Here is a 23,184-nt window from a genome sequence, read left to right as displayed (position 1 = left end):
CCTAGACGTTGAAGCGGAACAGCATCACGTCGCCGTCCTGGACGACATAGTCCTTGCCTTCGCTTCGTAGCTTGCCGGCGTCGCGCGCCCCGGCCTCGCCGCCGAAGCCGATGAAGTCGTCGTAGGCGATCGTTTCCGCGCGGATGAAGCCGCGTTCGAAGTCGCTGTGGATCTCGCCGGCTGCCTCTGGCGCCTTGGCACCCTTGCGGACGGTCCAGGCGCGGGCTTCCTTCGGGCCAGCCGTGTAGAACGTGATCAGCCCCAGAAGCGCATAAGCCGCGTGGATCATCCGGTTGAGGCCGGTTTCGTGAAGGCCAAGGTCGCCCAGGAACGCCTCGCGCTCCTCCTCCGGAAGCGTGGCGATCTCCGCCTCGATGGCTGCGGAGATCACGACCGATACAGCGCCTTCGGTCTTGGCCTTTTCGGCGACGCGCTCGGAAAGGGCGTTGCCGCTAGCTGCGTCGCGCTCGTCCACGTTGCACACGTAAAGGACCGGCTTGGCCGTCAGAAGCTGGGCGCGCTTGAGCGCTTTTTCTTCCTCTACGTCCTTCGGCGTGGTCAGCCGCGCCGGCTTCGAATCTCGAAGCAGGTCCAGCGCCTGGCCGAGGACGGAGGCTTCGACCTTGGCTTCCTTGTCGCCCTGCTGCGCCTTCTTGACGAGGTTGGGCACCCGCTTTTCGAGCGATTCGAGATCGGCGAGCATCAGCTCGGTCTCGACCGTATCGGCGTCCGCGACCGGATCGACGCGGCCTTCGACGTGGGTGACGTCGCCGCCCTCGAAGCAGCGAAGCACGTGGACGATCGCGTCGACCTCACGGATGTTGGCGAGAAACTGGTTGCCCAGGCCTTCGCCCTTGCTGGCGCCGCGGACGAGGCCGGCGATGTCGACGAACTCGATCTGGGTCTCGATCTCCTGCGCCGACTTGGCGATCGCGCGGATCCTGTCGAGGCGCGGGTCGGGGACGGCGACGCGGCCGACGTTCGGCTCGATCGTGCAGAAGGGATAGTTGGCCGCCTGCGCCGCGGCGGTTTCGGTGAGCGCATTGAAGAGCGTCGATTTGCCCACGTTCGGCAGGCCGACGATGCCGCAGCGGAAGCCCATTGAATGTCCTTGGATATCGGGAGTTGCGGGCGCCTTAGCCGCGCGCGCCGAAACTTGCCAAGAAGCGACTCACTTCCGCCGGGCAGGGAAAGGAGATGCTAGTTGCCATTTGAAACTGAACGGCCGGCTCCCTACGTGCCGATCAACCGCAACGGAGTAGCCGATGGCCGACCTTTCGCAATTCCCGATCACCCGCCGCTGGAAGCCCGAGCACCCCGAGCTTCTGCAGCTCTATTCGCTCAACACCCCCAACGGCGTCAAAGCGTCGATCATGCTGGAGGAAGTCGGGCTTCCGTACGAACCGCATCTCGTCGACATTACCGCCAACGAGAGCTGGACACCCGAATTCCTTTCGCTGAACCCCAACGGCAAGATCCCGGCGATCATCGACCCCGACGGCCCGGACGGAAAGCCCATGGGCCTCGCCGAATCCGGAGCGATCCTGATCTACCTGGCCGACAAGACCGGCAAGCTGCTTCCCCAGGGCGCTGGCCGCTACGAGACGATCCAGTGGGTGATGTGGCAGATGGGCCATGTCGGCCCGATGTTCGGGCAGGTCGGATTCTTCCACAAATTCGCCGGCAGCCAGTGGGAGGACAAGCGCCCGCTGCAGCGTTACGTCGATGAGTCGAAACGGCTTCTCGAGATGCTCGACGCGCGGCTCGACGGACGCCAGTGGATCATGGGCGGCGATTATTCGATCGCCGACATCGCCACCGGCGGCTGGGTCAGGAACCTCGTCGGCTTCTACGGAGCCGGCGAGCTGGTCGGATACGCGGCGTTCAAGAATGTGCAGGCGTGGCTCGCTCGCTGGCTCGAGCGGCCGGCGGTGGAGCGCGGCCTCCATGTCACCGAGAAGGCGTCCGGCTAGGCGAAGTTGAAGCTGATGCTCAGCCGGTCGCCTCGGCCGCTTCCGGCGAGGACTTCATGCCGAAGCCAGCTTTCCCACAGCAGGAGCAGGCCCGGGCGCGGTTGGATGGTGACGAAGGTTTCCTCCCGGGGAGGCGCGGCCATCATCAGCGGAAGACGGGGATCCTCGAAGCGGATTGCGCCCGATCCCGCCGGCACTTCGACATAGAGCGTTCCCGACAGGATGCTGTGCGGGTGAATGTGGCCGGAGTGGTGGCCGCCAGCCTTGAGGACATTGACCCACAGGCTGTCGAGCTTGGGCTTCACCTCCCAGCCGGCGTCCCTGGTGAAGCTGCGGGCATGGCGAGTCAGGAGCTTGGCCAGGTCGGCAAAGGCGGGGTCTCGCCTCGGCAGGTCGTTGAGCGAGGCATAGCTCGTGTAGCCGGCGTAGCGATGCTCCTCGCTCCATTTGCGGCCCGCCGAATCATCCGTGGCGAGCGATCGAATGGAGTGCGCAAGCTCCTGCAGCAGCGGAGACTCGATCTCCGTTTCGAACAGCAACGTCGGGAACAGCTGGTGCGTCGGCATTCGCTCGGCTCTGCGTCGTCAAGTGCGCCCGCGCAACCCCGTGGACAGCGTCAGGGCTGCTGACTAGCGTCCCGGCAATCGCCGGGGGAGTTTCAATTCATGCGCCGCCTTTTCAGTTCGTCCGTTGCCCTTGCCCTCGTTCTTGCCGTTTCCATGTCGGCCCAGGCAGCGGTCGCTCCCGCAGCCGACACGACTCCCGCCGGAAAGCGGTTGCTCAAGGTCGATGCCGACACCGTGACCGGGAAAATCGTCGCTACCTTGCCCAAGCCGGACTCCGACGGCGTGTCCGCGCGCTACATCTACCTGACGCAGCTTGAAACCGGGCTGGGCTCGGCGCCGATCGGGCTCGACCGAGCCACCGCGAGCGAGACCCGGATTCTCGTCTTCCGGCGGATCGGCAAGAAGGTCGCGGCGGAGGTCGAGAACAGCAAGTTCGTGGCGAGCGGCGACCTGGACGAGCAGCGCGCCGCCCGCAACAGCTTCGCGACGTCAACGCTGTGGCTCGGCGACGTCATCAAGACCCTTCCCGACGGCTCCTACACGGTCGACCTGGCGGGGTTCCTCGCCCGCGACGACCTGGACATGGTGCAGGCGATCAAGCGTGGGGGCGGGGGCGATTTCAAGTTCGTGCCCGACCTCAGCGCCGCCGACCCGACGTTCGTGAAGGTTTTCCCGAAAAATGCGGAGTTCGCGGCGCGGCTGACCTTTCGCTCCGACGAGCCGAAGGCCGAGGTTTCGAACATCGTCACTGGAAACACGCTCAGCCTGGTGCTTCGCCATTCGCTGATCGCGCTTCCGGAGCCGGGTTATGCCCAGCGGACCGACCCGTTCGGCTATTCGCTCGGTCGCCAGCAGGTCGATTATTCGGCGCCGCTCGGCCGGCCCGTGGTGAAGGAGCTCGCCCGCCGGTTCCGGCTGGAGAAGGTGGACCCGTCCGCAGCGCGCTCACCCGTCGTCAAGCCGATCGTCTTCTACATCGATCGCGCCGCTCCTGACCCGGTGCGGACCGCGCTCAAGGAGGGCGTGAACTGGTGGAGCAGCGCGTTCGACGCGGCGGGGTTCGAGAATGCATTCCGCGCCGAAGTGCTTCCCGAAGGCGCCGATCCGCTCGACGTGCGCTACAATGTCGTCAACTGGGTCGACCGGGCGACGCGCGGCTGGTCCTACGGGCAGCCGATCGACGATCCACGCACCGGCGAGATCATCAAGGGCTCGGTTCTTCTGGGATCGCTTCGGGTCCGGCAGGACATCATGATCTTCCAGGCGCTTGTCGGTGCCGGCCTGACCGGCACGGGCGATCCCAACGACCCGATCGCGGCCGCGCTTGCCCGTATCCGGCAGCTCGGCGCTCACGAGGTCGGCCATGCGATCGGTCTCGCCCACAATTTCGCGTCGAGCACGCAGGGCCGCTATTCGGTGATGGATTATCCGGCGCCCCGGATCGAGCTGGAGAATGGAGCGCCGTCACTTCGCGATGCCTACGGAGTCGGAGTGGGTCCGTGGGACCGCTTCGCAGTGAAATGGCTGTACGCCCCGACCGACTCGGCGGCGCGTCCGATCGTCGCCGAGGCGCGTAGCCAAGGCCTGCGCTTCGTCGCAGACAACGATGCGCGGCCGGTCGGCGCGGGGCAGCCGGAAGGCTCGCTGTGGGACGACAGCGCCGATCCGGTGGGCGAGCTGAGGCGGATCATGGAGGTCCGGCGCGTTGCGGTCGGGAGGTTCGGCGCGCACGCGCTGCCGCCAGGAGAATCGCTTGCCGATCTTCGCCGGGCGTTCGTTCCGGTCTGGCTTCTCGACCGCTACCAAGTGGAAGCCGCGGCCAAGTGGATCGGCGGCGTCAATTTCCCTTATGCGGTGAGCGGCGAGCAGGCGGTCGCAACGACCGTGCCAGGCTCGAGCCAATGGGCCGCGCTTTACGCTTTGCTCGACACACTTTCGCCGGCGGAGCTCACGGTGCCCGACCAGCTTCAGCCGTTGCTGTCCAGCGGCTTCGGCGGAAGCTCCGACCGTCAGACCGAGATCGAGATCATTCCGACCGCGGGCGGCCCGGTGTTCGACCCGCTCAAGGCGACCGAAGTCGGAGCGATGCAGACGCTCAACGCGCTGCTCGCGCCGGAGCGGCTGAACCGGCTGGAGTCGCAGCATGCAGCGGACAATCAAGTGCCCGCGCCAGGGCAGGTTTTCGACCTCCTGCTGGATCGCACTCTTGCGAGCGCAGGCAACGAGGTTGGGCGGCGGATCGCGACGACGACCGTGCTAGCGCTTGCGCGGGTGCAGCGGAGCGCGGCGCTTTCGCCGACCGTGCAACTTCAGCTGTCCGGACGGATGGACCGGCTTGCAGACCGGCTCGAGCGCATTCGTGGCGTCGACCAGCAGCAGGATTGGGCGCGTGGACTTGCGGCGCTTCTTCGCGACCGCGAGGCGCTCGACAAGGTTATCGCCGACCCGCGGCGAATTCCCGAGGTCCCGCCCGGAATGCCGATCGGCGACGGGGACTGATTCAGCGGACTTGTTCTTGTCCTGCCGACACTTGTAAGCTTCGGGCGAACAAGGGGCGCCCGCATGTCGGACGTGTTCATATCCTATGCCCGTTCCACCGAGGAACAGGCTCGGCAGGTCGAAGAAGCGCTTCGCGGCGCGGGCTACGGCGTCTGGCGCGACTCGGACCTCCCTGCGCACCGCGGCTATGCGGAGGTGATCGAAGAGCGGCTCAAGGAAGCCAAGGCGGTCGTGGTTCTGTGGTCGGTGGAGGCCGCCAAGTCGCACTGGGTGAGGGCTGAGGCGGACACCGCGCGCGAATCCGGTACGATGGTTCAGGCGAGCGTCGACGGGACCGTCCCGCCCATGCCGTTCAACCAGATCCAGTGTGCAAGCCTGCACGGGTGGACAGGCGAGGTCGATCACTCGGGCTGGGCGAAGATGCTGGCCAGCCTGGAGGCGCTGATGGAGAGGGAGGTCGAGCCCGCCGGCCGCCCGAAGGTGCGAACCAAGAAGACGTCGATCTGCATCCTTCCGTTCCAGAACATGAGCGGCGACGTCGAACAGGAATATTTCAGCGACGGGATCAGCGAAGACATCACCACCGACCTGTCGAAGGTCTCGGCGCTTGAAGTGACCGCCCGCAACACCGCCTTCACCTTCAAGGGGCGCTCCGTCGACGTTGCCGAAGTCGCCGCGAAGCTCGGCGTCACCCACGTTCTCGAAGGCAGCGTCCGAAAAGCCGGAAACCGGGTCCGGATCACAGCACAGCTGATCGACGGGAGCACGGGCGGCCACGTGTGGGCGGAGCGCTTCGACCGCGACCTGACCGACATCTTCGAAATCCAGGACGAGATCAGCCGGTCGATCGTCGACGCATTGAAGGTGAAGCTCCTCCCGCAGGAGAAGAAGGCGATCGAGCAGCGGGGAACGACGAACGTCGAGGCGTACAAGCTCTATCTCCTGGCGCGCCAATATTGGGTGACCGGCAATCACGGCGATCCGCGCCGCGAAGAGCGGGCCATGCGGATCTGCGGACGGGCGGTGCAGATAGATCCTTATTACGCGCAGGCCTGGGCAATGCTGGGCTATACGCAGTCGAACCTTCACTACGGTTTCAACCTCAGCATGGATGACGGCTTCGCCGCCGCGCATACGGCGCTGTCGATCGACCCGACGATCGCGGAGGCCTATCTGCCGATGGTGCGCCGGCTCGAGGAACAGGGCCGGACAGCCGAGGCCGACGAGAAAATGGCAAAGGCGCTCGAGCTCGATCCGGAATCCTGGGAAGTGACCAAGGAGGCCGGGCGCCTGAGAAGGCTTCGCGGCGATATCCCCGGCGCGACCGCATTCTACGAAAAAGCGGTCGAGATCATGGAAACCGACTTCCACGCCTGGGGGCTGCTCCTGACCTTCTACCAGGCGCAGGGCGACAGCGAGAATGTGATCCGGGCTGCGCAGAAGATGGTTTCGGAAGCGGAGAAGGCGCTCCAAGAGGATCCGAGCAATGGCGCCGCTTTAGGGATCATCGCAGGCGGCTTCGCGGCGCTTGGCGAGCCCGAGCGCGCCCGCGAATGGATCGACAGGGCGATGCTGATCGATCCTGACAACGTCAACATGCGGTACAATTTTGCCTGCGTGCTGGCCGCGCACCTGAACGACAATGAAGGGGCGTTGAAGCTGCTCGACAGCACATTGTCCTTTTCCGGTCCGACGGCGTTGCGAATGGCCGAAACCGACCCTGACTTCGCGTCCCTTCGGGACATGCCGCGCTTCCAGAAGATCATCGCCCGGGAGCGCAAGCGGCACGGCCTAACCGAAGAATCGGTAGTGGCTGCCGCTACTCCTCCTGCTGCATCCTGAGCGCGACCTCGCTCATGAAGCGGGCGTCGTCGCCTTCGGCGAGCCACGCCGCCTCGTCCGCGATCGCGGCGAGCAGGTCGGAGAGCGGTTCCATCTCCGACTTGGCGTAATTGCCGAGCACGTGCGGTGTGACCTTTTCCTTCTGGCCGGGGCCAGGATGGCCGATGCCGATCCGGACCCGGCGGAAGTCCGGGCCGAGATGTGCGTCGATCGAACGTAGCCCGTTGTGTCCCGCGGTGCCGCCACCGACCTTCACCTTGACCTTCATCGGAGCAAGGTCGAGCTCGTCGTGGAATACGGTGAGGGCGTCGAGGTCGAGCTTGTAGAAGCGCAACGCCTGGCTGACGCAGTCGCCGCTGGCGTTCATGAACGTCTGCGGCTTTAACAGCAGGACCTTTTGGCCGCCGATGCGGCCTTCCGCCACCAAGCCGCGGAATTTCTTGCTCCAAGGGCCGAAGCCGTGCGCGTCGGCAATCACGTCCGCAGCCATGAAGCCGACATTGTGGCGCTGGAGCGCATATTGAGCGCCCGGATTGCCGAGCCCGGCCCAGATCTGCATCGCAATTCCCTAGCGTGGCAGGCCCAAAAAGAAACCGCCCGCCCTTTCGGGCGAGCGGCTCTGTGTTTCGCATGAGGCTTGAGGCTTAGCCTTCGTCGCTGTCGCCTTTGCCTTCGCCTTCGGCTCCGCCTTCGCCTTCGGCCTCTTCGCCTTCCTCAAGCGTCGGGACCTCGCCGGCTGCCGGCGCTTCCTCGTCTTCCGCCTTCATCGCGGACGGAGCGACGACGGTGGCGACGGTGAAGTCGCGATCGTCGATCGCCGAGCGCGAGCCCTCGGGCAGAGTAACGCTGCTGATGTGGATTGCGTCGCCGATCTCCAGCCCCTCGAGCGAGACAATGATCTCGCCCGGAATCTTGGCTGCGTCGCAGACAAGCTCGAGCTCGTGACGGACGACGTTGAGGACGCCGCCGCGCTTCAGGCCCGGCGATGCCTCTTCGTCGACGAAGCGAACCGGCACGTTGACGTTCACCTGTGCGTGCTCGCCGATGCGGACGAAATCGACGTGGATCGGCCGGCTGGTGACCGGATGGAATTGCACGTCCTTGGGCAACGTGCGGTTCGGCTTTCCGCCGACCTCCACCATCACCACGGAATTCATGAAGTGGCCGTTCGACATCATCTTGATGAGGAGCTTTTCCTCAACATGGACCGACAACGGCCCTTTCTTTTCGCCGTAGATCACGGCGGGTACCCGTCCTTCGCGACGCAATGCACGGGAGGCTCCCTTGCCAGCCCGTTCGCGCGCTTCGGCGGGCAGCGTCAGCTGATCGCTCATTCGCTTGTCTCCAACTCGAGTTTAGCCCCGCCACGCCTCCAGGGATGACCATGGCTGGGGAGGAGCGCCTATAGGGTAGGGCACCCCTGTTGGCAAACGTCAGTTCACTCGGGCGGACTTCACCCCCATCGCGCCGAGCTGCGCCTGGACGCTGTCCGGACCGCTGAGGTGCCCTGCGCCAACCGCAACGAAGACGGTGCCGGGCGTTTTCAGCCGGTCCGCGATCCAGTGCGCCCAACGGGCGTTCCGCTCGACGAACATCGTCTGGTAGGTCTTCGGGGACTGCGCCTGCACCTGCTTGAGAAGCGGAGCGAAGCTATCGATATCGCCGCGGTTCCACGCCGCCTGAAGCTTCCCGAGAACGACGGAGAGCTGGCGCATCGCCTGGGCGTCGGGGGCCGCCATCTTCGGCGAATCCTGGAGCGTGCTGAACATGTTGAGCTGGAACTGGAAGCTTTCCAGGCCCGTAACCCGCTTTCCGGACTGCTCGGCAGCGTCGCGAAGCACCGCGTCAGCGCCCCGATCAGTCGACATGCCTTCGGCCCGGCCGGCCTTCATCACCGTTCGGCTGGAAGCGAGCATCGAAGATGCCGAAGGCGCGAGCTTCACCATTGCGTTGTGTTGCGGCGAGAAGCGGGGCACGACCGGCACGACCGGCGCCCTGAGCTGATTGGGGACGAGCGTTTCGAGCATCAGCTGGTCGGACGCCGAAAAGGCCGTCTTCACCGCCTGTTCGAACCAGTTCGACTTCCCGTCCAGCGCGTGGAACGTGCCGAACAGGTAGATGATCGTGTCATTATCGTTGACGACCCACAGGGCCGGGTGCTGCGCGACTGGCGCGGGGGCCGGTGCCGAAAGCGGCGACGCCGCCACCGACGCTCCGATGAGAAGTTGGAGAAGTGCCATCGTCCGCCTCCGATCCCGATCGGTGCGAGACGCTCCGCCGGTGGAAGCTTTGGTGATCGTTTCACGGCACCCATGGCCGCGGCGCGGATCACCGCACCTAACCGTTCCGGTGGTTCGTGGCCCCCCGCCCGATACCGCTGACAAGAATGGTCACTTACACGTTAAGAAATGTCTAGCGAAAAGCGATCTAAGTGAATTTTTCTCGCCGGACTGCAGTGTTTTAGCGACGGGCGGCGGTTATTGGACGCGGGTGACCCTGTAACCGCCGCGCTTGAGCATCTCGAGCACGGACTCGGGCCCGGCCAGATGCCCGGCGCCGACGGCGATCATGGTCGTCCCAGGCTGCTTCAGCCGCTCCTCGATCCACCGGCTCCAATTGGCGTTGCGCTGATCAAGGAGCACCTTCCGCATCTCGCCGGATTCGGCGAAGTCCTGATTGAAGGTCCGGGCGATCACCTTCACGTCACCGGTCGTCCAGCCGGTGAGCATTTCCGAGAAATCCTTCGTCGCGACGTGTGCGGGTTCGACGGCTCCGTTGAGAAGCGCGCGCTGCGCGGTTTCGGGAAGGGAGTCGAAGAAACCAATCTGTTGAGCATTGGTCTCCAGCTGCCCGATCGGCTTTCCGGCAGCAGCAAACGCCTCGCGAAGGGTTTGCTCGACCCCGGCCGAACCTTGAAGGCCCAGCTCGCTGAACTGGATACCCAGCAGCCGGTACGCTGCCGCCCAGGTTTCCATCTTGTCGAATGCAGGGCGAGGCAGGCCCGTCTTGGCGATCGCTGCTTCGAGCAGGGGACGCCTTTTCGGCTCGATGCGGTCGGCGATCGGCGGGAGCCCCTCGCTTCGGTCGAGCGTCAGCAGGGCGTTGACCAGTTCCTGGGGGTGGGCAGCATCGACGATGGTTTCCACGACAAGCGAATCGGAGCTTGCGATCGCCTTGTCGATCGCGGGCGTGCGCCACTTGTAGTTGGGAGGAAGCAGGTGGATCGTTCCGAACAAGTAGATCGTCGTGTCCGGGTCGGAAACCTCCCAGAGGGCCGGATGAGCGACCGGTGCCGGCGCCGGCTGCGGCGATGCCCAGCTTGCGGATGCGATGCCGGCGAGCGCCAGGAAGCGCTTGAGAAATCTGAAGAGCATGCTGCGCCTTTTGCCGGGTGAAGTTGAACAGGGGATGTAGGTAGCCGCCCCCCAAGCGTCCACTTGCCCGCTATTGAGCGATAGGCCAAAGCCCACGAAACCGACGACGGGGCAACGAGTGTCGCTTAGCTTCCAGGACCTGATTCTCACGCTTCACCGATACTGGGGCGCTCACGGCTGCGTCCTCCTGCAGCCGTACGACCTGGAGATGGGGGCGGGGACGTTCCACCCGGCGACGGTGCTTCGGGCGCTGGGACCGGACCCTTGGAAAGCGGCGTTCGTGCAGCCGTGCCGGCGGCCGACGGATGGCCGCTATGGCGAGAACCCCAACAGGCTCGGCCATTATTACCAGTACCAGGTGATCCTGAAGCCGAGCCCGCCGGATCTCCAGCAGCTGTATCTCGGAAGCCTGACCGAGATCGGGATCGATCCGCTCAAGCACGACATCCGCTTCGTCGAGGACGATTGGGAGAGCCCGACGCTCGGTGCCTGGGGCCTGGGCTGGGAAGTCTGGTGCGACGGGATGGAGGTGACCCAGTTCACCTATTTCCAGCAGGTCGGCGGCTTCGATTGCAAGCCCGTTTCCGGCGAGCTGACCTACGGGCTGGAGCGCCTCGCGATGTACATCCAGGGCGTCGACAATGTCTTCGACCTAGATTTCAACGGCGCCGGAGTGAAGTACAGCGACGTCTTCCTGGAGAATGAGAAAGAACTGTCGGCCTGGAATTTCGAGCAGGCGAACACCGAGATCCTGTTCGACCAGTTCAAGAAGGCGGCTTCCGAGTGCGAGAATGCGCTCAGCGCCAAGCTCCCGATCCCGGCTTATGAGCAGGCGATCAAGGCCAGCCACATCTTCAACACGCTTCAGGCGCGGGGAGTGATCTCGGTCGCCGAGCGGCAGGCCTATATCGGCCGGGTCCGTGACCTGGCTAAGGGCGCGTGCGCGGCGTGGGTGGAAGCGAACGGATGGACGGCGTGAGCATGGCCGACCTCCTGCTCGAGCTTCGCTGCGAGGAAATCCCGGCGCGGATGCAGGCGGGGGCGCGAAACGACCTCGCGCGCATGTTCGCCGAGGAGTTGGACAAAGCGGGGCTGTCGAGCGAGGCGATCGACGTTTTCTCAACGCCTCGTCGCCTGGCGCTGATTGCGCGCGGGCTTCCGGCGCAGACTGACGCTCGCAGCGAGGAGATCAAGGGGCCGCGAACGAGCGCTCCTCCACAGGCGCTCGAAGGATTCCTCCGCAAGACGGGACTGACGAAGGACCGGCTTGAGGAGCGCGACGGGGTCTATTTCGCCAAGATGGAAACGACGGGTCAGCCGACTGCCGACCTGCTGGGAGCGATGGTCGCGCGGATTGTCGCCAACTTTCCCTGGCCGAAATCCATGCGTTGGGGCTCGGCGTCGCAAAGCACGGAAAGCCTGCGCTGGGTCCGTCCGCTCCATGGAATAATCGCCATGCTGGGCGAGCAGATCGTCGGGGTCGAGATCGACGGAATCCAGTCGGGCGCGACCACCTATGGCCACCGCTTCCATCACCCGGGCCCGATCACCATCGGCGGGCCGAGCGACTATGCGGAAAAGCTGAAAGCCTGCCATGTCATCGTCGATCACGAAGAGCGTGAGCGCATCATCCGCGAAGGCGCGCAGGAAGCCGCCAAGGCGGACAGCCTGAGCCTCATCGTCGACGGCGGGCTTGTGATCGAGAATGCCGGACTGACCGAATGGCCGGTGCCTTTGCTCGGCCACTTCGACGCCGATTATCTCGACGTTCCGCGCGAAGTGATCGTCCTGACGATGCGGGCGAACCAGAAATATTTCGCCTTCACGGGCGAGGAAGGGGCCCTGGCGCCGGCATTCGTTTGCGTCGCCAATGTCGATGCGAGCGATGGCGGCAAGTCGATCGTCGAAGGCAATCGCCGGGTCCTCGCTGCAAGGCTGTCCGACGCCCGCTTCTTCTGGGAGCAGGACCTCAAGGTCCCGCTCGAGGAGCAGGCGAAAAAGCTGGGCGGAATCGTCTTCCACGAGAAGCTTGGGACGATCGCGGACAAGGTCGAACGGGTGGCGAAGCTGGCCCGTTGGCTTGTCGAACAGGGCATCGTGAAGGGCGCAAAGCCCGACCAGGTCGAGCGCGCGGCGCGGCTTGCGAAGGCGGACCTAGTCACCGGGATGGTCGGCGAATTCCCCGAGCTCCAGGGTGTGATCGGCGGCTACCTCGCCGAAGCGCAGGGCGAGCCAAAGGCCGTGGCCGACGCCATCCGCGATCATTACGGCACGCCCGCCGAGCCGATTTCCGCGGCTGTGGCGTTGGCGGACAAGCTGGACACCATCTGCGCCTTCTTCGGAATCGGCCAGAAGCCGACGGGGTCGAAAGACCCGTTCGCCCTTCGTCGCGCGGCCATCGGATCGATCGAGATCATCGTCTCGGGGGGGCTGAGGCTGGGGCTCACGCAGGCAATCCGGGGCGCGCTTGCCAATCGGGCGGGGCAGGCGAAGAGCTCGGAAGCGGCTCACCAGCTCGACCGCACCGCGCCAGAGGTCCTGGAATTCCTAGCCGACCGCCTGAAGGTGCAGCAGCGCGAGGCGGGGGTCAGGCATGACCTCATCGATGCGGTGTTCGCGCTCGGCGGCGAGGACGACCTGGTGCGGCTGCTAGCGCGGGTGAAGGCGCTCCAGGATTTCGTGGAAACGGGGGAGGGGACGAACCTCCTGACCGCCTACAAGCGGGCGGCCAACATCCTGAAGAAGGAAAAGTGGGAAGGCGGCAAGAGTGCGGTGAAGTCCGCCGAGCTCGAGCCTGAGGAAGCCGCTCTGGTCAAAGCGCTCGACGCTGCCGAGCCAAATGCCACCAAGGCGATCGAGAAAGAGGATTTCACAGCGGCGATGGGAGCGCTGGCCAGCCTTCGCTCACCAATCGACTCTTTCTTCGATCATGTGACCGTAAACGACGCCGACCCGGCGAAGCGGGCGCGGAGGTTGGATTTGCTTATGCGCTTCCGCGACGCCGTTCACCGGGTCGCGGACTTTAGCCGCATCGAAGGCTAATACTCGGTCCGGTCGGGAACGCCGTCGCCGTCGCGGTCGCGCTCCTTGATCGCGGCGCCCCGAAGGCTGTCGCGCTCGCGCCATTCCTTTTCGCGGTCGTCCCATTCGCGCTCGCGCTCGGTGTGGCGGGCTTCGAGCTCCTCGCGCTCGCGCACCTCGTTGCGGTAGCGATGCTTCCACTTGCGGCCGCTGCCCGCGAGCAGGAACGCGCCGACGAGGAAACCCAGCACGAATACGAGTGCAAGGATCACCCATTGGTCCGACGTAAAGGCTACCATCTCGCGTCCTCTCTTTGAGGGTTACGCGGGATTAAGCGCAGAAGCGGGCAATCCGTTCCGGTGCCGCAACCGGCCTAGCGGTTGAGGAAGTTGTCGCTGATCGAGCAGGCTGCCGGGCCGAGGATGACGACGAACAGCGTCGGCAGGATGAACAGGATGAGCGGCACGGTCATGATCGCCGGAAGCCGCGCGGCCTTTTCCTCGGCGCGCATCATTCGCTCGTTGCGGAACTCGGCCGAGAGAACCCGCAGGGCCGAGGCCAGCGGAGTGCCGTATTTCTCGGTCTGGATCATCGTCGTGACGACGCCCCGGACGGCCTCGAGATCGACTCGCTGGGCGAGGTTCTCGAACGCCTGGCGGCGCTCGTTGAGGAAGCCGAGCTCGATCGCGGTCAGGCCGAATTCGTCGCCGAGCTCCGGATAGGCCTTGCCCAATTCCCTGGCGACCCGGCCGAAAGCGGCGTCGACCGTGAGGCCGGCCTCCGCGCAGATGACCAGGAGGTCGAGCGCGTCGGGAAGTCCCTTGCGGATCGCGTGGCTGCGCTTGGTGACCTTGTTCTTCAGCCAGATGTCGGGCGCCTTGTAGCTGGCCACCAGAAGTCCGGCGACGGTTCCGTAGCGCCGTACGCCGCCCCAGTTCGGCCAGAAGTCGACGATGTAGATGAGCACGATCGCCGCAATCCCGAACACGACCGGAAGGACGAAGCGAGCGAAGATGATGAAGAAGGCCAGGTCCTTGTTGCGGATGCCGGCCTGCATCAGGCGCTGCTGCGTCTTCTGTAGCTGGTCGTCCTGGAGCATCTTGAACTTGCTCAGGATCGCCCGAACCCGGTCGGTCGCCTGGTTGCGGTTGGTCAGTTTCTTGCGCTTGTTGGTCGACGCAACGATGCCGGCCTTCAGCTGCTCGCGGCGCTCGTTGAGCGCGCGGACTCGCCGGGCCATCGGATCCTTGACCGTCGTCGCCGCGTAAATTGCCATGATGACGGCCAGGGTCGCGACTCCGCTGAGGAGCGTTGCGACCCAGATGACGTCGACGCCGAGGAGGGTGGGGTGAGCTGCTTGCATGCCTGGTTCGCCCCTAGATCTCGAAGTTGACCATCTTGGCCATGATGAACCCGCCGATGCTCATCCAGATAAGGCCGCCCAGACCGGCGACGGTCAGCCGCTGGTCGGTGAAGAAGTGGCCCATGTAGGTCGGGTTGATCATCCACACGAGCGTGAACACCACGAATGGAAGCGAGCCGACGATGTAGGCGGAAGCTTTGGATTCCGAGCTCATGGCGCGGATCTTCAGCTTCATCTGGGCGCGCTTGCGAAGCACGTCCGCCAGGTTCGACAGGGTCTCTGCGAGGTTGCCGCCGGTCTCCCGCTGGATCGCCAAGGTGATCACGAAGAACTGGAATTCGGGCGTTCCGAGGCGGTCGGCAGTATCCTGCAGGGCCGCTTCCATCGTCCGTCCGATACGCATTTTATCAGACACGGTGCGGAACTCGATTCCCACCGGGCCGGGAACTTCCGTGGCGACAACGCCGAGAGTCTCGCTGATCGGGAGGCCCGACCGAAGGCCGCGGACCATCAGCTCGATCGCGTCAGGGAAGTTGGAATTGAACTTCGCGATCCGCCGCTTGATCATCTTGCCGATGACGAAATGGGGAATGCCCACGCCGACGAACATGCCGACGAAGAAAGCGAGGAAGAACGGCGCCCCGCGGAACATCAGCAGCGCCAGTACAGCTACACCGAGGCCGAACGAATAAGACGCATATTTGCCGAGCGAGATCTGGCGGCCGGTCATCTCCAGCCGCTTGCGCAGCAGTGCGGGGCGCGGAATGATCGTGGAGGCGAAGCCTTCGAAGCGGCTCGACCGAGCGGCCATCAGCTTTCGGATCTGCGCCTGCGCGGCAGCAGTCACGCCCTCGGCATGACGCTCCTTAACAAGCTCCATGCGGCGCTTGAGCGACTTCGACGCCGAAGGCGCGCCAAAGATCTTGGCGAGCAGCCAGAGCGTGCCCGTTCCGCCGATGGCGAGGATCAGATAGAAAAGCATCGGCTATTCCATTCCTTCCAGGCAAGCGCAGCCGGTTGACCGCGCGAGCCGCACCCTCAAGCTGCCTTTGCCTTGGGCTTGGCGAGCATCGACTTCAGATTGTCCACGATGGACTTCGAACCGGTGGTGGCGGCGTCGCCGGCAGCGTTCGAACCTTCCTCGGTCGCATGGCTAAGCACCATGTTGAGGAGCGAGTTGAACGGCGCGGTCAGCTTGCCGCTGGCGATTTCGGCGAGCGGCTTGCCGAGCTTTGCGGACTGGGCCGCGAGCTTGGAATCGACCGGGAAGACGACGTCGACCGAACGCTCGATCGACTGCTCGAAGTCCTTGCGGCTGATCTCGAGAGCGCCACCGCTCGGGACGTTGTTCGCGACAACGATCACCTTCGTCTGCGGGGCGTTCGACTTCAGCCATGCGAGGATCCGGATGGCGTCGCGGGTGGCCGCAAGCGTCAGCTCGGCAACGACGACCGCGACGTGAGCGTCGTGGACAAGGTGCGGGTGCTGGATCAGCATCTGCCGCGGAAGGTCCATGACCGTCGATTCGAACGCGTTGCGCATCTCTTCCTGAAGCTGGAAGAAGGCGCTTCCGTCGGTGATCAGCGGCTGGTGGATCGGGGCCTCGGCCGAAAGGACTGACAGCCGCTCATTCGCGCGGACCATCGCCCGCTCGATGAACAGCCCGTCGATACGGCTGGGATTCTCGATCGCGTCGGTAAGGCCGCGGCCCGGCTCCAGGTCGAGCGCGAGAGCACCGGTTCCGAAGTGGACGTCGAGGTCCAGCAGCGAGGTGGAGCGGTGAGCGCGCTCGCCGAGCAGCCATGCGAGCGACGTGGCGATCGTTGAAGCTCCGACACCGCCGCGAACGCCGATCACTGCCGCCATCACGTGCGGCTTGTCGACCTGCGTGTCTCCGCGGGGGCCGGACAGGATCATCTGCGCATGAGCGAAGCTGTCGCGCAGCTGGTCGACCGTGAAGGGCTTCAGCAGATAGTCGTGGATGCCGCTGGCGACGAGGTCGCGGTACAGCCGGACGTCGTTCACCTGGCCGGCCGCAATGACGATCGTTCCAGGCTCGCAGACTTCGGCGAGGCCGTTGATGTCATTGAGCGGGTCGGCTGATTCCGACAGGTCCACGAACAGGATGTTCGGGCTGGCCGAGACCGACAGCGACTGGACGGCGTTGCGAAGCCCGCCCTTGTTGACCTTCTCGGGACTCCAGCCGTGCTCGACCGCAACCGGCCGAAGCATGTCGGCGGTGGCGTCGTCACAAACGAAGGCCGTGAATGGGTCGCGCAGCCCAGCGCGCGCCTGGAACGGAGCGTTCATTACTGCTTATCCTTCTTCGTGCTCATGTCCTTCAGGCCTTCTTTGCCCGTCGGCGCTGACCTGCGGTAGAAATCGACGGCCTTGGCGGCAGTGTCTGCATCGCCGACGCCAGTGCCCTCGCGACCATGGAAGAGGTCGCGCGGATCGGCCACCATCGCTGCCAAGTTCGAGTTAACCGCGCAGCCGTAGTTGGACATGCTGCGGTTCTCGAAATTGGGCTGCGACGGAACGGTCCAGTTCGGGCAGCCGGCAACTTCGGCGCGAGTGCGGCTCACGACGACCCGGACAGTTCCTTCGGGAACCATGCCGGCGGTCACCGGCGCTGCCGGAAGGACCATCATGCCGTACTTGCCGGCGACGTCCGCCACCTGCGCGCGGGCCGTGTCCGAATAGGCGCCGTCGACGTAGATGGAGTCGCCGTAGCCAAGGCCGAGGCTCTGGAACCAGGAGTCGAGACGAGTCACTTCCGAGGGCGGAAGGACTCCACCGGGCGCCGCCATGTCCACCACGAAGCTGGACTGGGTAAGCACCGGCTGGTTCACCGATTCCACGCCGCGATCCGCAAGCGGTGCGCCGGGAGTCATGCAGCCGGCAACCGCGGAGGCGAGCAGGGCTGGGAGAAGTTTCCTGAACATGTTTCTATCCTTTCCCTTCGCCCGGATCACAGCTTGAAGCCTGGAGCGGCCGTCGTGACGGCAGTGCCGCCGATGGCCGGCCCCGGACTAGGAACGACCGGAGCACCACTGACGCCGGTGTAGCTCTGACCTTCCCAGAACTGCTGGGCTGCGGTCGGAGCGCGGAAGCCGTCGCTCGGAAGTGCGATATGCCCGCTCACCGGCCGGACCAGGTACGGGGTCACGACGATGACCAGCTCCGTCTCCTGGCGCCGGTACTTGGTCGAGCGGAACAGGGCGCCGAGGATCGGCAGATCGCCGAGGACCGGAGCCTTGTTGATGCTGTTGGAGTTGCGGTTCTGAAGCAGCCCGGCGAGCATGAAGCTCTGCCCGGATCCGAGCTCGACCGTGGTCTCCGCACGGCGGGTCGTCAGGGCCGGGACCGTGAAGTCGCCTAGTTTGACCGAACCCGCTTCGCTCAGCTCGCTGACCTCGGGACGGACGCGCATCGAGATGCGGCCGTCTGCAAGGACGATCGGAGTGAAGGCGAGCGAAACGCCGTACTGCTTGAACTCGATCGTGACCGCGCCGCCGTTGCCCTGGGTCACAGGGATCGGGAACTCGCCGCCCGCTAGGAAGCTGGCCGTCTCACCCGAAAGGGCGGTCAGGTTCGGCTCCGCGAGCGTGGTCACGAGACCGTCGGTCTCCGCCAGGTCGAGCGCTCCGGCCAGGTTCAGGCCGAACAACTTGCCGGCGGCGCCGAGCGACGTGCCGACCGTCAGCGGGTTGACCTTGAACACGCTGCCCGCGCCGGACGTGGCGCCGGGGGAGCCCTGGCCGATGCCGAACTGGAAGCCGCTGGTGGCATCGGTGCTGAGGAGATTGACGCCGATCTGCTTGAGCAGGTCGCGGCTGACCTCGGCGATGCGCACCTTCAGGGTCACCTGAAGCGGAGTCGCAGTGTGAAGGCGGTTGATGACGCAGATCTTGCACATCGCGCCGGCCTGCGAGAAATCGACGCCGGGATTGAGCTCCCGGGTTGCAAGCTGCTCCGCGAAGGCGAGATCCTCAGGCGACGCGACGGTGCCGTTCAGGATGGCCGTCTGACCGACCGTCATCACCCGAACGTCTGCATTCGGCATCGCCGCACGCATGAGTTCGTTGATCGACGGAAGGTTCTGGCTCACCCGGACCTGCGCGCCGTAAACGACGCTGCCGTTGGCGCCGGTCGCGATGATGGTGGCCTCGCCGAATTCCTTGCCGAAGATGTTGATCTGACGCGGCGAGTTTACATAGACGTCGGCAACTTTGGGGTTGGACGTCCACACGCTGGTCACGCTCTTCGGGAGCGAGATCATCTGGCCCTCACCGATGGAGAGCTGGAGCTCCCGGGTCGGCTTGTAGCTGGAGGCCGATTGAGCGGCCGCCGGAGCGGCCATCGTCAGGGCCGCGGGGGCGGCGATCGCAACTAGTGCGACCGCAGTCCCGAGCCGGGCGCGACGAAGGATGTGTCGAGTGGTCATTAGCGAGCTCCCACGGGGACGACGATGACATCATTGCCGCGAGCGACGCGCACGGCCGGACCGCTTCCGACACCGGCTGCGCCACCCTGTCCGGCCGAAGCCGAAGCGGAAGGAGCGGCCGTCGGGACCGTGCGGCGCTGGAAGCGCGACACGTCACCACCGGTCGTGAAGGTCGTATTGTTGTCCATTGGACGGTTGGCGAAGGCCGAAAGAAGCTGGCGCTCCTGGTCCGGGCTGGTGCCCTGCGGGACCTTGACGTCTCCCGACGCAACCGCACGCTCCAGCTCCGACGTCTGGTCTCCGATCGAACGGAGCGACAGTGACAGGGTGCCCATGCTCTGGGCGACCGCAACCTTCTCGGCGATCCTCGGAGTTGCCTCGAGGGTCACGTTCGACGCGGTCTTGATGACGGTTTTGCCGTCCTCGTCCTTGTCGGTGTAGCGCTGATCGGTGGCGAGCACCCGGATGTTGCGGACGATCGTCTCCGAAACTTTCAGCGGGTCGCCGTCACCGGAGCCCTTGACCTCCTGGGTCAGGACCAGGTCCACGCGGTCTCCCGGGAAGACGAAGCCGGCGAGGCCCGTCGAAGAGGTCACGGGGACGGTGACTGCGCGCATTCCCGGGCCGAGGGCAGCGGCGAGGAAGCCGCGGTCTTCAGGTCCGACGAGCGAGCCGCGAGTAACGGGCTGGCCGGCGGTAACCGGGTAGCGGACGACCGTACCGAGCAGCTTCGTGATGTCCGAGTCCGGAGTGCCCTGCTGGTAGAAGCTGGGCTGAACCGAATCCTTCGGCCAGTTCTCGAAACCGACGCTCGTGGCGTCGATGATGGTGCCGACCGGAAGCGCTTTCTTGGCGACCAGGACCTTGGGCCCAAGCGGAACCTGCGCTGCAGTCGCCTGCGGCGCGCTCGCCCCGGCAAACATGTTCTTGGCCATGATGGCGGTTACGGCCGCAACCATGAGTGCTCCGACCAGAAGCACGATTTTCTTAAAGTCCATGGCGAAAACGCCTCCCCTGCGGGCCCCATCGAATTGAGACAGACATCAGGCAAATTGGTTAAGAAAGCGTTGGGCGAGAATCGCGAGGGCGCCGATTGCGATGGCCACGCCGTACGGAATTTCCGGCCGTCCCCCTCGGGAACGCAACCGGTGAAGGGCGATAACAACTAAAGTTAGAATTCCGCCCGCAAGCGACATGTAGACCAGGAACCGAAGGGTCCCGATCGGCGAGAACCACAAAGCGAGCGCCGCGGCGAGCTTGACGTCGCCCCCGCCCATCACCCCGATCTGGAAGGCCAGAGCGAGCAGGAGGAACACCCCGATGGCGACCGCCACGTGGCTGGCCACGCCCGGCCACAGAGCCAGATGCGTGGACCACCAGTAGAGCGGAGCGAGCAGGGCGACGGTCAGGTTCAGCCGGTTTGAAATCGTGTAGGTGCGAACGTCGATCACCGCCGCGACGACGAGCAGCAGGGCGAGCAACGCGAGCAAGATTTCGCTGAATCCGAAATTCATCATGACGTGCAGGTAGACGACCCGGCTTTCGAAACCGTAACCAGCGGCCGCTGTGAGCGGATTCGATATCTTGATTGTCGGCGGAGGGATCGCGGGGGCGAGCCTTGGCGCCGAGCTTGCGCCGAAGCGTTCAGTCGTCCTCGTGGAGGCGGAAAGCCATTGCGGCTTCCATTCAACCGGACGCTCGGCCGCATTCTGGCTCGAAAGCTACGGCGGCCCGGTCGTGGCGCAGCTGAGCACTGCCTCGCGTCGTTTCCTGGAGAGCCCGCCGAGCGAATTTTCCGAAAGCGGCTTCCTTCGGACGCGCGGCGACCTGCACATCACTCGAGACGAATTGCCCGAGCTGCCGGCAGGCATCGACACCCGCGTAATCGAGCGAGCCGAGCTCGAAGGCATGGTGCCTGGGATCCGGACCGAATGGACGCGCGCCTTGTTCGAACCGAACTGCGCCGACATCGACGTCGCCGGCCTCCACGCCGCCTACCTTCGGGCATTCCGCCGAGCGGGAGGCGAGGTGCGTACCGACGCTCGCCTTGAGACCGCCGAGCATCGGAATGGCCAGTGGCAGGTGCGCCTGCAGGATGGATCGCAGATCGCCGCGTCCTGCATCGTCAATGCAGCGGGCGCCTGGGCGGATGAGGTCGCCTCAGCCGCCGGCGCGCAGCCGCTCGGAATCGAGCCGAAGCGCCGAACCATGGTGCAGCTGCGCGTGGGGCGTTCCGGCCTTCGCGACCTTCCGCTGGTCGATGACGCCGACGGCACCTTCTACTTCAAGGGCGAGGGCGACAACACGGTCTGGCTAAGTCCGCACGACGAGATCGACAGCCATCCATGCGACGCCGCGCCGGAGGAGATCGATATCGCGATCGCCATCGACCGCTTCGAACGGGTCGTCGACTGGCCGATCGAGGCGGTCGAACGCAAATGGGCGGGCTTGAGAAGCTTCGCGCCTGATCGCATCCCGGTCTACGGGCTCGACCCCGACGTCCCCGGCTTTTTCTGGTGCGCAGGGCAGGGCGGCTTCGGAATCCAGACCGCACCAGCGGCAGCCAAGATGGGCGCGGCCATGCTGCTCGGGCGAGCGCCCGAGCCGATGGTGGAGCACATCGAGCCGACACCATTCTCGCCGGCGCGCTTCCGCTAGCCCTTCTGCTTGTCCGCTTCTGCGCAGGCGAGCGCGTCGACCCGGTCGTTTTCGGGATGGCCGCTATGGCCCTTCACCCAGTGCCATTTCACGCGGTGCCGCGATTCGGCATCGAGAAGCTCCTGCCAGAGGTCGGCATTCTTGACCGGCTTCTTGTCCGCGGTCCGCCAGCCATTGCGTTGCCAGCCGTGAATCCACTTCATGATCCCGTCGCGCACATAGGCACTGTCGGTGTGTATCTCTACCGCGCAGGGTCGCTTCAGCGTGTTGAGCGCCTCGATGGCGGCTTTCAGCTCCATTCGGTTGTTCGTCGTCAGCGGCTCGCCGCCCGCGATCTCACGCTCCTTGTCGCCGGTCCGAAGCAGCGCCGCCCATCCGCCGGGCCCTGGGTTCCCCCGGCACGCGCCGTCAGTGAAGATCTCGACGCCGGGAAGACTAGTCATTCACGCGACGAGTTCGCGCGGGAGCTTGAAGATCATCCGCTCGGGCGTGTGGTCGGCGATTTCCTCGGTGACCTCGAACCGCTGCCGAAGAGCGTCGATGACCTCGCGGACCAAAAGCTCGGGAGCCGAGGCTCCGGCGGTCACTCCAAGCGTTTTCGGCTGGCCGAGCCAGTCCCAGTCGATCATTGATGCTCGCTCGATCAAGCGCGCCGGCACGTTCAGGCGCTCGGCGACCTCCGCGAGGCGAAGCGAATTGCTGCTGTTGGGAGCGCCGATCACCAGCATCCTGTCGCATTCCGCGGCAATCGCCTTGACCGCGGCCTGGCGATTGGACGTCGCGTAGCAGATGTCCTCGCTGCGCGGTGCGCGGATGGTCGGGAATCTTTGCTGGAGCGCCTCTACGATGGCCGCGGTGTCGTCGACCGACAGCGTCGTCTGCGTCAGGAATGCGAGCCGTTCGGGATCCGCGACGTCAACGGTCCTCGCGTCCTCGACGGTCTCGACCAGCGTGATCGCGCCTTCCGGCACCTGGCCGAACGTGCCGATCACTTCCGGGTGACCGGCGTGTCCGATGAACAGGATGTGCAGGCCCTCGTCGATCAGCCGCTCCGCCTGCCGGTGGACTTTGGAGACCAGCGGGCACGTCGCGTCGACATAAGTCAGTCCACGCTCCTGGGCGGCGGCGGGCACCGTCTTGGGTACCCCGTGGGCGGAGAAGACCACCGGGCGGTCGTCTGGAACTTCGTCGAGGTCGTCGACGAAAATCGCCCCGAGCTTCTTCAGCCGATCGACGACGAAGCGGTTGTGGACGATCTCGTGCCGGACGTAGACCGGAGCGCCGAACCGCTCGAGCGCGACCTCGACGATCTGGATTGCGCGATCGACCCCGGCGCAGAATCCGCGCGGCGCCGCGATGAGCACTCGAAGGGGTGGAAGTTCAGGCACGGTACAGCGCATGTAAGGCTTCGCTTGCAGCCTTAGAAGGGGGTTCCTATGAA

22 protein-coding genes are annotated in these 23,184 nt (G+C 65.1%); 6 read left to right on the top strand and 16 right to left on the bottom strand.

Annotation, left to right across the window (positions count from 1 at the left end; genetic code table 11):
• Position 1 precedes the first annotated feature (1 nt).
• Positions 2-1,102 (bottom strand): redox-regulated ATPase YchF, encoded by a 1,101-nt coding sequence (gene ychF / locus LZ519_RS04590; RefSeq protein WP_249867541.1) that lies wholly within the window; start codon positions 1,100-1,102, stop codon positions 2-4.
• A gap of 163 nt (positions 1,103-1,265) precedes the next feature.
• On the opposite strand from ychF, the gene LZ519_RS04585 reads away from it, so the two are divergent.
• On the top strand, positions 1,266-1,973 hold the full coding sequence (locus LZ519_RS04585) for a glutathione S-transferase N-terminal domain-containing protein (RefSeq protein WP_249867540.1): 708 nt from the start codon (positions 1,266-1,268) through the stop codon (positions 1,971-1,973).
• Here LZ519_RS04585 and LZ519_RS04580 read toward each other — a convergent pair.
• Positions 1,970-2,539, bottom strand: coding sequence for a TIGR02466 family protein (locus LZ519_RS04580; protein ID WP_249867539.1), 570 nt, complete (start codon positions 2,537-2,539; stop codon positions 1,970-1,972). The two genes, LZ519_RS04585 and LZ519_RS04580, sit on opposite strands and share 4 nt — an antisense overlap.
• 99 nt (positions 2,540-2,638) lie before the next feature.
• On the opposite strand from LZ519_RS04580, the gene LZ519_RS04575 reads away from it, so the two are divergent.
• Both LZ519_RS04575 and LZ519_RS04570 read left to right on the top strand, forming a co-directional pair.
• Entirely contained in the window at positions 2,639-5,038 is a 2,400-nt protein-coding gene (locus LZ519_RS04575) for a zinc-dependent metalloprotease (protein WP_249867538.1), read from the top strand.
• Positions 5,039-5,101: 63 nt separating this feature from the next.
• A complete protein-coding gene (locus tag LZ519_RS04570) occupies positions 5,102-6,880 on the top strand; it encodes a TIR domain-containing protein (protein WP_249867537.1) in 1,779 nt (592 codons plus the stop codon).
• On the opposite strand, the gene pth is transcribed toward LZ519_RS04570, so the two are convergent.
• From pth to LZ519_RS04550, 4 genes are all read right to left on the bottom strand, one after another.
• The gene (pth, locus tag LZ519_RS04565) at positions 6,858-7,439 is read right to left on the bottom strand and encodes an aminoacyl-tRNA hydrolase (protein WP_249867536.1); all 582 of its coding nucleotides are present in this window, start codon (positions 7,437-7,439) and stop codon (positions 6,858-6,860) included. The two genes, LZ519_RS04570 and pth, sit on opposite strands and share 23 nt — an antisense overlap.
• A gap of 85 nt (positions 7,440-7,524) precedes the next feature.
• Positions 7,525-8,214, bottom strand: coding sequence for a 50S ribosomal protein L25/general stress protein Ctc (locus tag LZ519_RS04560; RefSeq protein ID WP_249867535.1), 690 nt, complete (start codon positions 8,212-8,214; stop codon positions 7,525-7,527).
• Between the two features lie 99 nt (positions 8,215-8,313).
• On the bottom strand, positions 8,314-9,120 hold the full coding sequence (locus LZ519_RS04555; RefSeq protein WP_249867534.1) for a TraB/GumN family protein: 807 nt from the start codon (positions 9,118-9,120) through the stop codon (positions 8,314-8,316).
• Positions 9,121-9,357: 237 nt separating this feature from the next.
• The gene (locus tag LZ519_RS04550) at positions 9,358-10,254 is read right to left on the bottom strand and encodes a TraB/GumN family protein (RefSeq protein ID WP_249867533.1); all 897 of its coding nucleotides are present in this window, start codon (positions 10,252-10,254) and stop codon (positions 9,358-9,360) included.
• A gap of 118 nt (positions 10,255-10,372) precedes the next feature.
• Between LZ519_RS04550 and LZ519_RS04545 the strand changes: the two genes are divergently transcribed.
• The gene (locus LZ519_RS04545; protein WP_249867532.1) at positions 10,373-11,233 is read left to right on the top strand and encodes a glycine--tRNA ligase subunit alpha; all 861 of its coding nucleotides are present in this window, start codon (positions 10,373-10,375) and stop codon (positions 11,231-11,233) included.
• 2 nt (positions 11,234-11,235) lie between these two features.
• A complete protein-coding gene (glyS, locus tag LZ519_RS04540) occupies positions 11,236-13,296 on the top strand; it encodes a glycine--tRNA ligase subunit beta (protein ID WP_249868861.1) in 2,061 nt (686 codons plus the stop codon).
• Here glyS and LZ519_RS04535 read toward each other — a convergent pair.
• The 8 genes from LZ519_RS04535 to LZ519_RS04500 all read right to left on the bottom strand — a co-directional run bounded on the left by LZ519_RS04535 (position 13,293) and on the right by LZ519_RS04500 (position 20,602).
• The gene (locus tag LZ519_RS04535) at positions 13,293-13,574 is read right to left on the bottom strand and encodes a LapA family protein (protein WP_249867531.1); all 282 of its coding nucleotides are present in this window, start codon (positions 13,572-13,574) and stop codon (positions 13,293-13,295) included. The two genes, glyS and LZ519_RS04535, sit on opposite strands and share 4 nt — an antisense overlap.
• A gap of 74 nt (positions 13,575-13,648) precedes the next feature.
• A complete protein-coding gene (locus tag LZ519_RS04530) occupies positions 13,649-14,638 on the bottom strand; it encodes a type II secretion system F family protein (RefSeq protein WP_249867530.1) in 990 nt (329 codons plus the stop codon).
• A 13-nt stretch (positions 14,639-14,651) separates the two neighbouring features.
• Positions 14,652-15,620, bottom strand: coding sequence for a type II secretion system F family protein (locus tag LZ519_RS04525; RefSeq protein WP_249867529.1), 969 nt, complete (start codon positions 15,618-15,620; stop codon positions 14,652-14,654).
• A 56-nt stretch (positions 15,621-15,676) separates the two neighbouring features.
• A complete protein-coding gene (locus LZ519_RS04520) occupies positions 15,677-16,948 on the bottom strand; it encodes a pilus assembly protein CpaE (protein WP_249867528.1) in 1,272 nt (423 codons plus the stop codon).
• A complete protein-coding gene (locus LZ519_RS04515) occupies positions 16,948-17,583 on the bottom strand; it encodes a CpaD family pilus assembly protein (protein WP_249867527.1) in 636 nt (211 codons plus the stop codon). Before LZ519_RS04515 ends, LZ519_RS04520 begins: the two co-directional genes overlap by 1 nt.
• A 26-nt stretch (positions 17,584-17,609) precedes the next feature.
• On the bottom strand, positions 17,610-19,085 hold the full coding sequence (locus LZ519_RS04510; RefSeq protein WP_249867526.1) for a type II and III secretion system protein family protein: 1,476 nt from the start codon (positions 19,083-19,085) through the stop codon (positions 17,610-17,612).
• Positions 19,085-20,083, bottom strand: a complete 999-nt coding sequence (cpaB, locus tag LZ519_RS04505; protein ID WP_249867525.1) for a Flp pilus assembly protein CpaB — start codon at positions 20,081-20,083, stop codon at positions 19,085-19,087. The genes LZ519_RS04510 and cpaB overlap by 1 nt, the downstream gene beginning before the upstream one ends.
• A 45-nt stretch (positions 20,084-20,128) precedes the next feature.
• Complete coding sequence (locus tag LZ519_RS04500) at positions 20,129-20,602, bottom strand: A24 family peptidase (protein WP_249867524.1); 474 nt, start codon at positions 20,600-20,602, stop codon at positions 20,129-20,131.
• A 49-nt stretch (positions 20,603-20,651) separates the two neighbouring features.
• On the opposite strand from LZ519_RS04500, the gene LZ519_RS04495 reads away from it, so the two are divergent.
• On the top strand, positions 20,652-21,743 hold the full coding sequence (locus LZ519_RS04495; protein WP_249867523.1) for an NAD(P)/FAD-dependent oxidoreductase: 1,092 nt from the start codon (positions 20,652-20,654) through the stop codon (positions 21,741-21,743).
• Here LZ519_RS04495 and rnhA read toward each other — a convergent pair.
• Together rnhA and ispH are read right to left on the bottom strand one after the other, a co-directional pair.
• Positions 21,740-22,186 (bottom strand): ribonuclease HI, encoded by a 447-nt coding sequence (gene rnhA, locus LZ519_RS04490; protein ID WP_249867522.1) that lies wholly within the window; start codon positions 22,184-22,186, stop codon positions 21,740-21,742. The two genes, LZ519_RS04495 and rnhA, sit on opposite strands and share 4 nt — an antisense overlap.
• Positions 22,187-23,131, bottom strand: coding sequence for a 4-hydroxy-3-methylbut-2-enyl diphosphate reductase (ispH, locus tag LZ519_RS04485; protein WP_249867521.1), 945 nt, complete (start codon positions 23,129-23,131; stop codon positions 22,187-22,189). It abuts the gene before it with no gap.
• Positions 23,132-23,184 lie beyond the last annotated feature (53 nt).

Source organism: Sphingomonas anseongensis, assembly GCF_023516495.1.
Taxonomy (GTDB): Bacteria; Pseudomonadota; Alphaproteobacteria; order Sphingomonadales; family Sphingomonadaceae; genus Sphingomicrobium; species Sphingomicrobium anseongensis.
The sequence above is the reverse complement of the archived record's forward strand: the minus strand, read 5'-3'. Positions and strand labels throughout refer to the sequence as shown.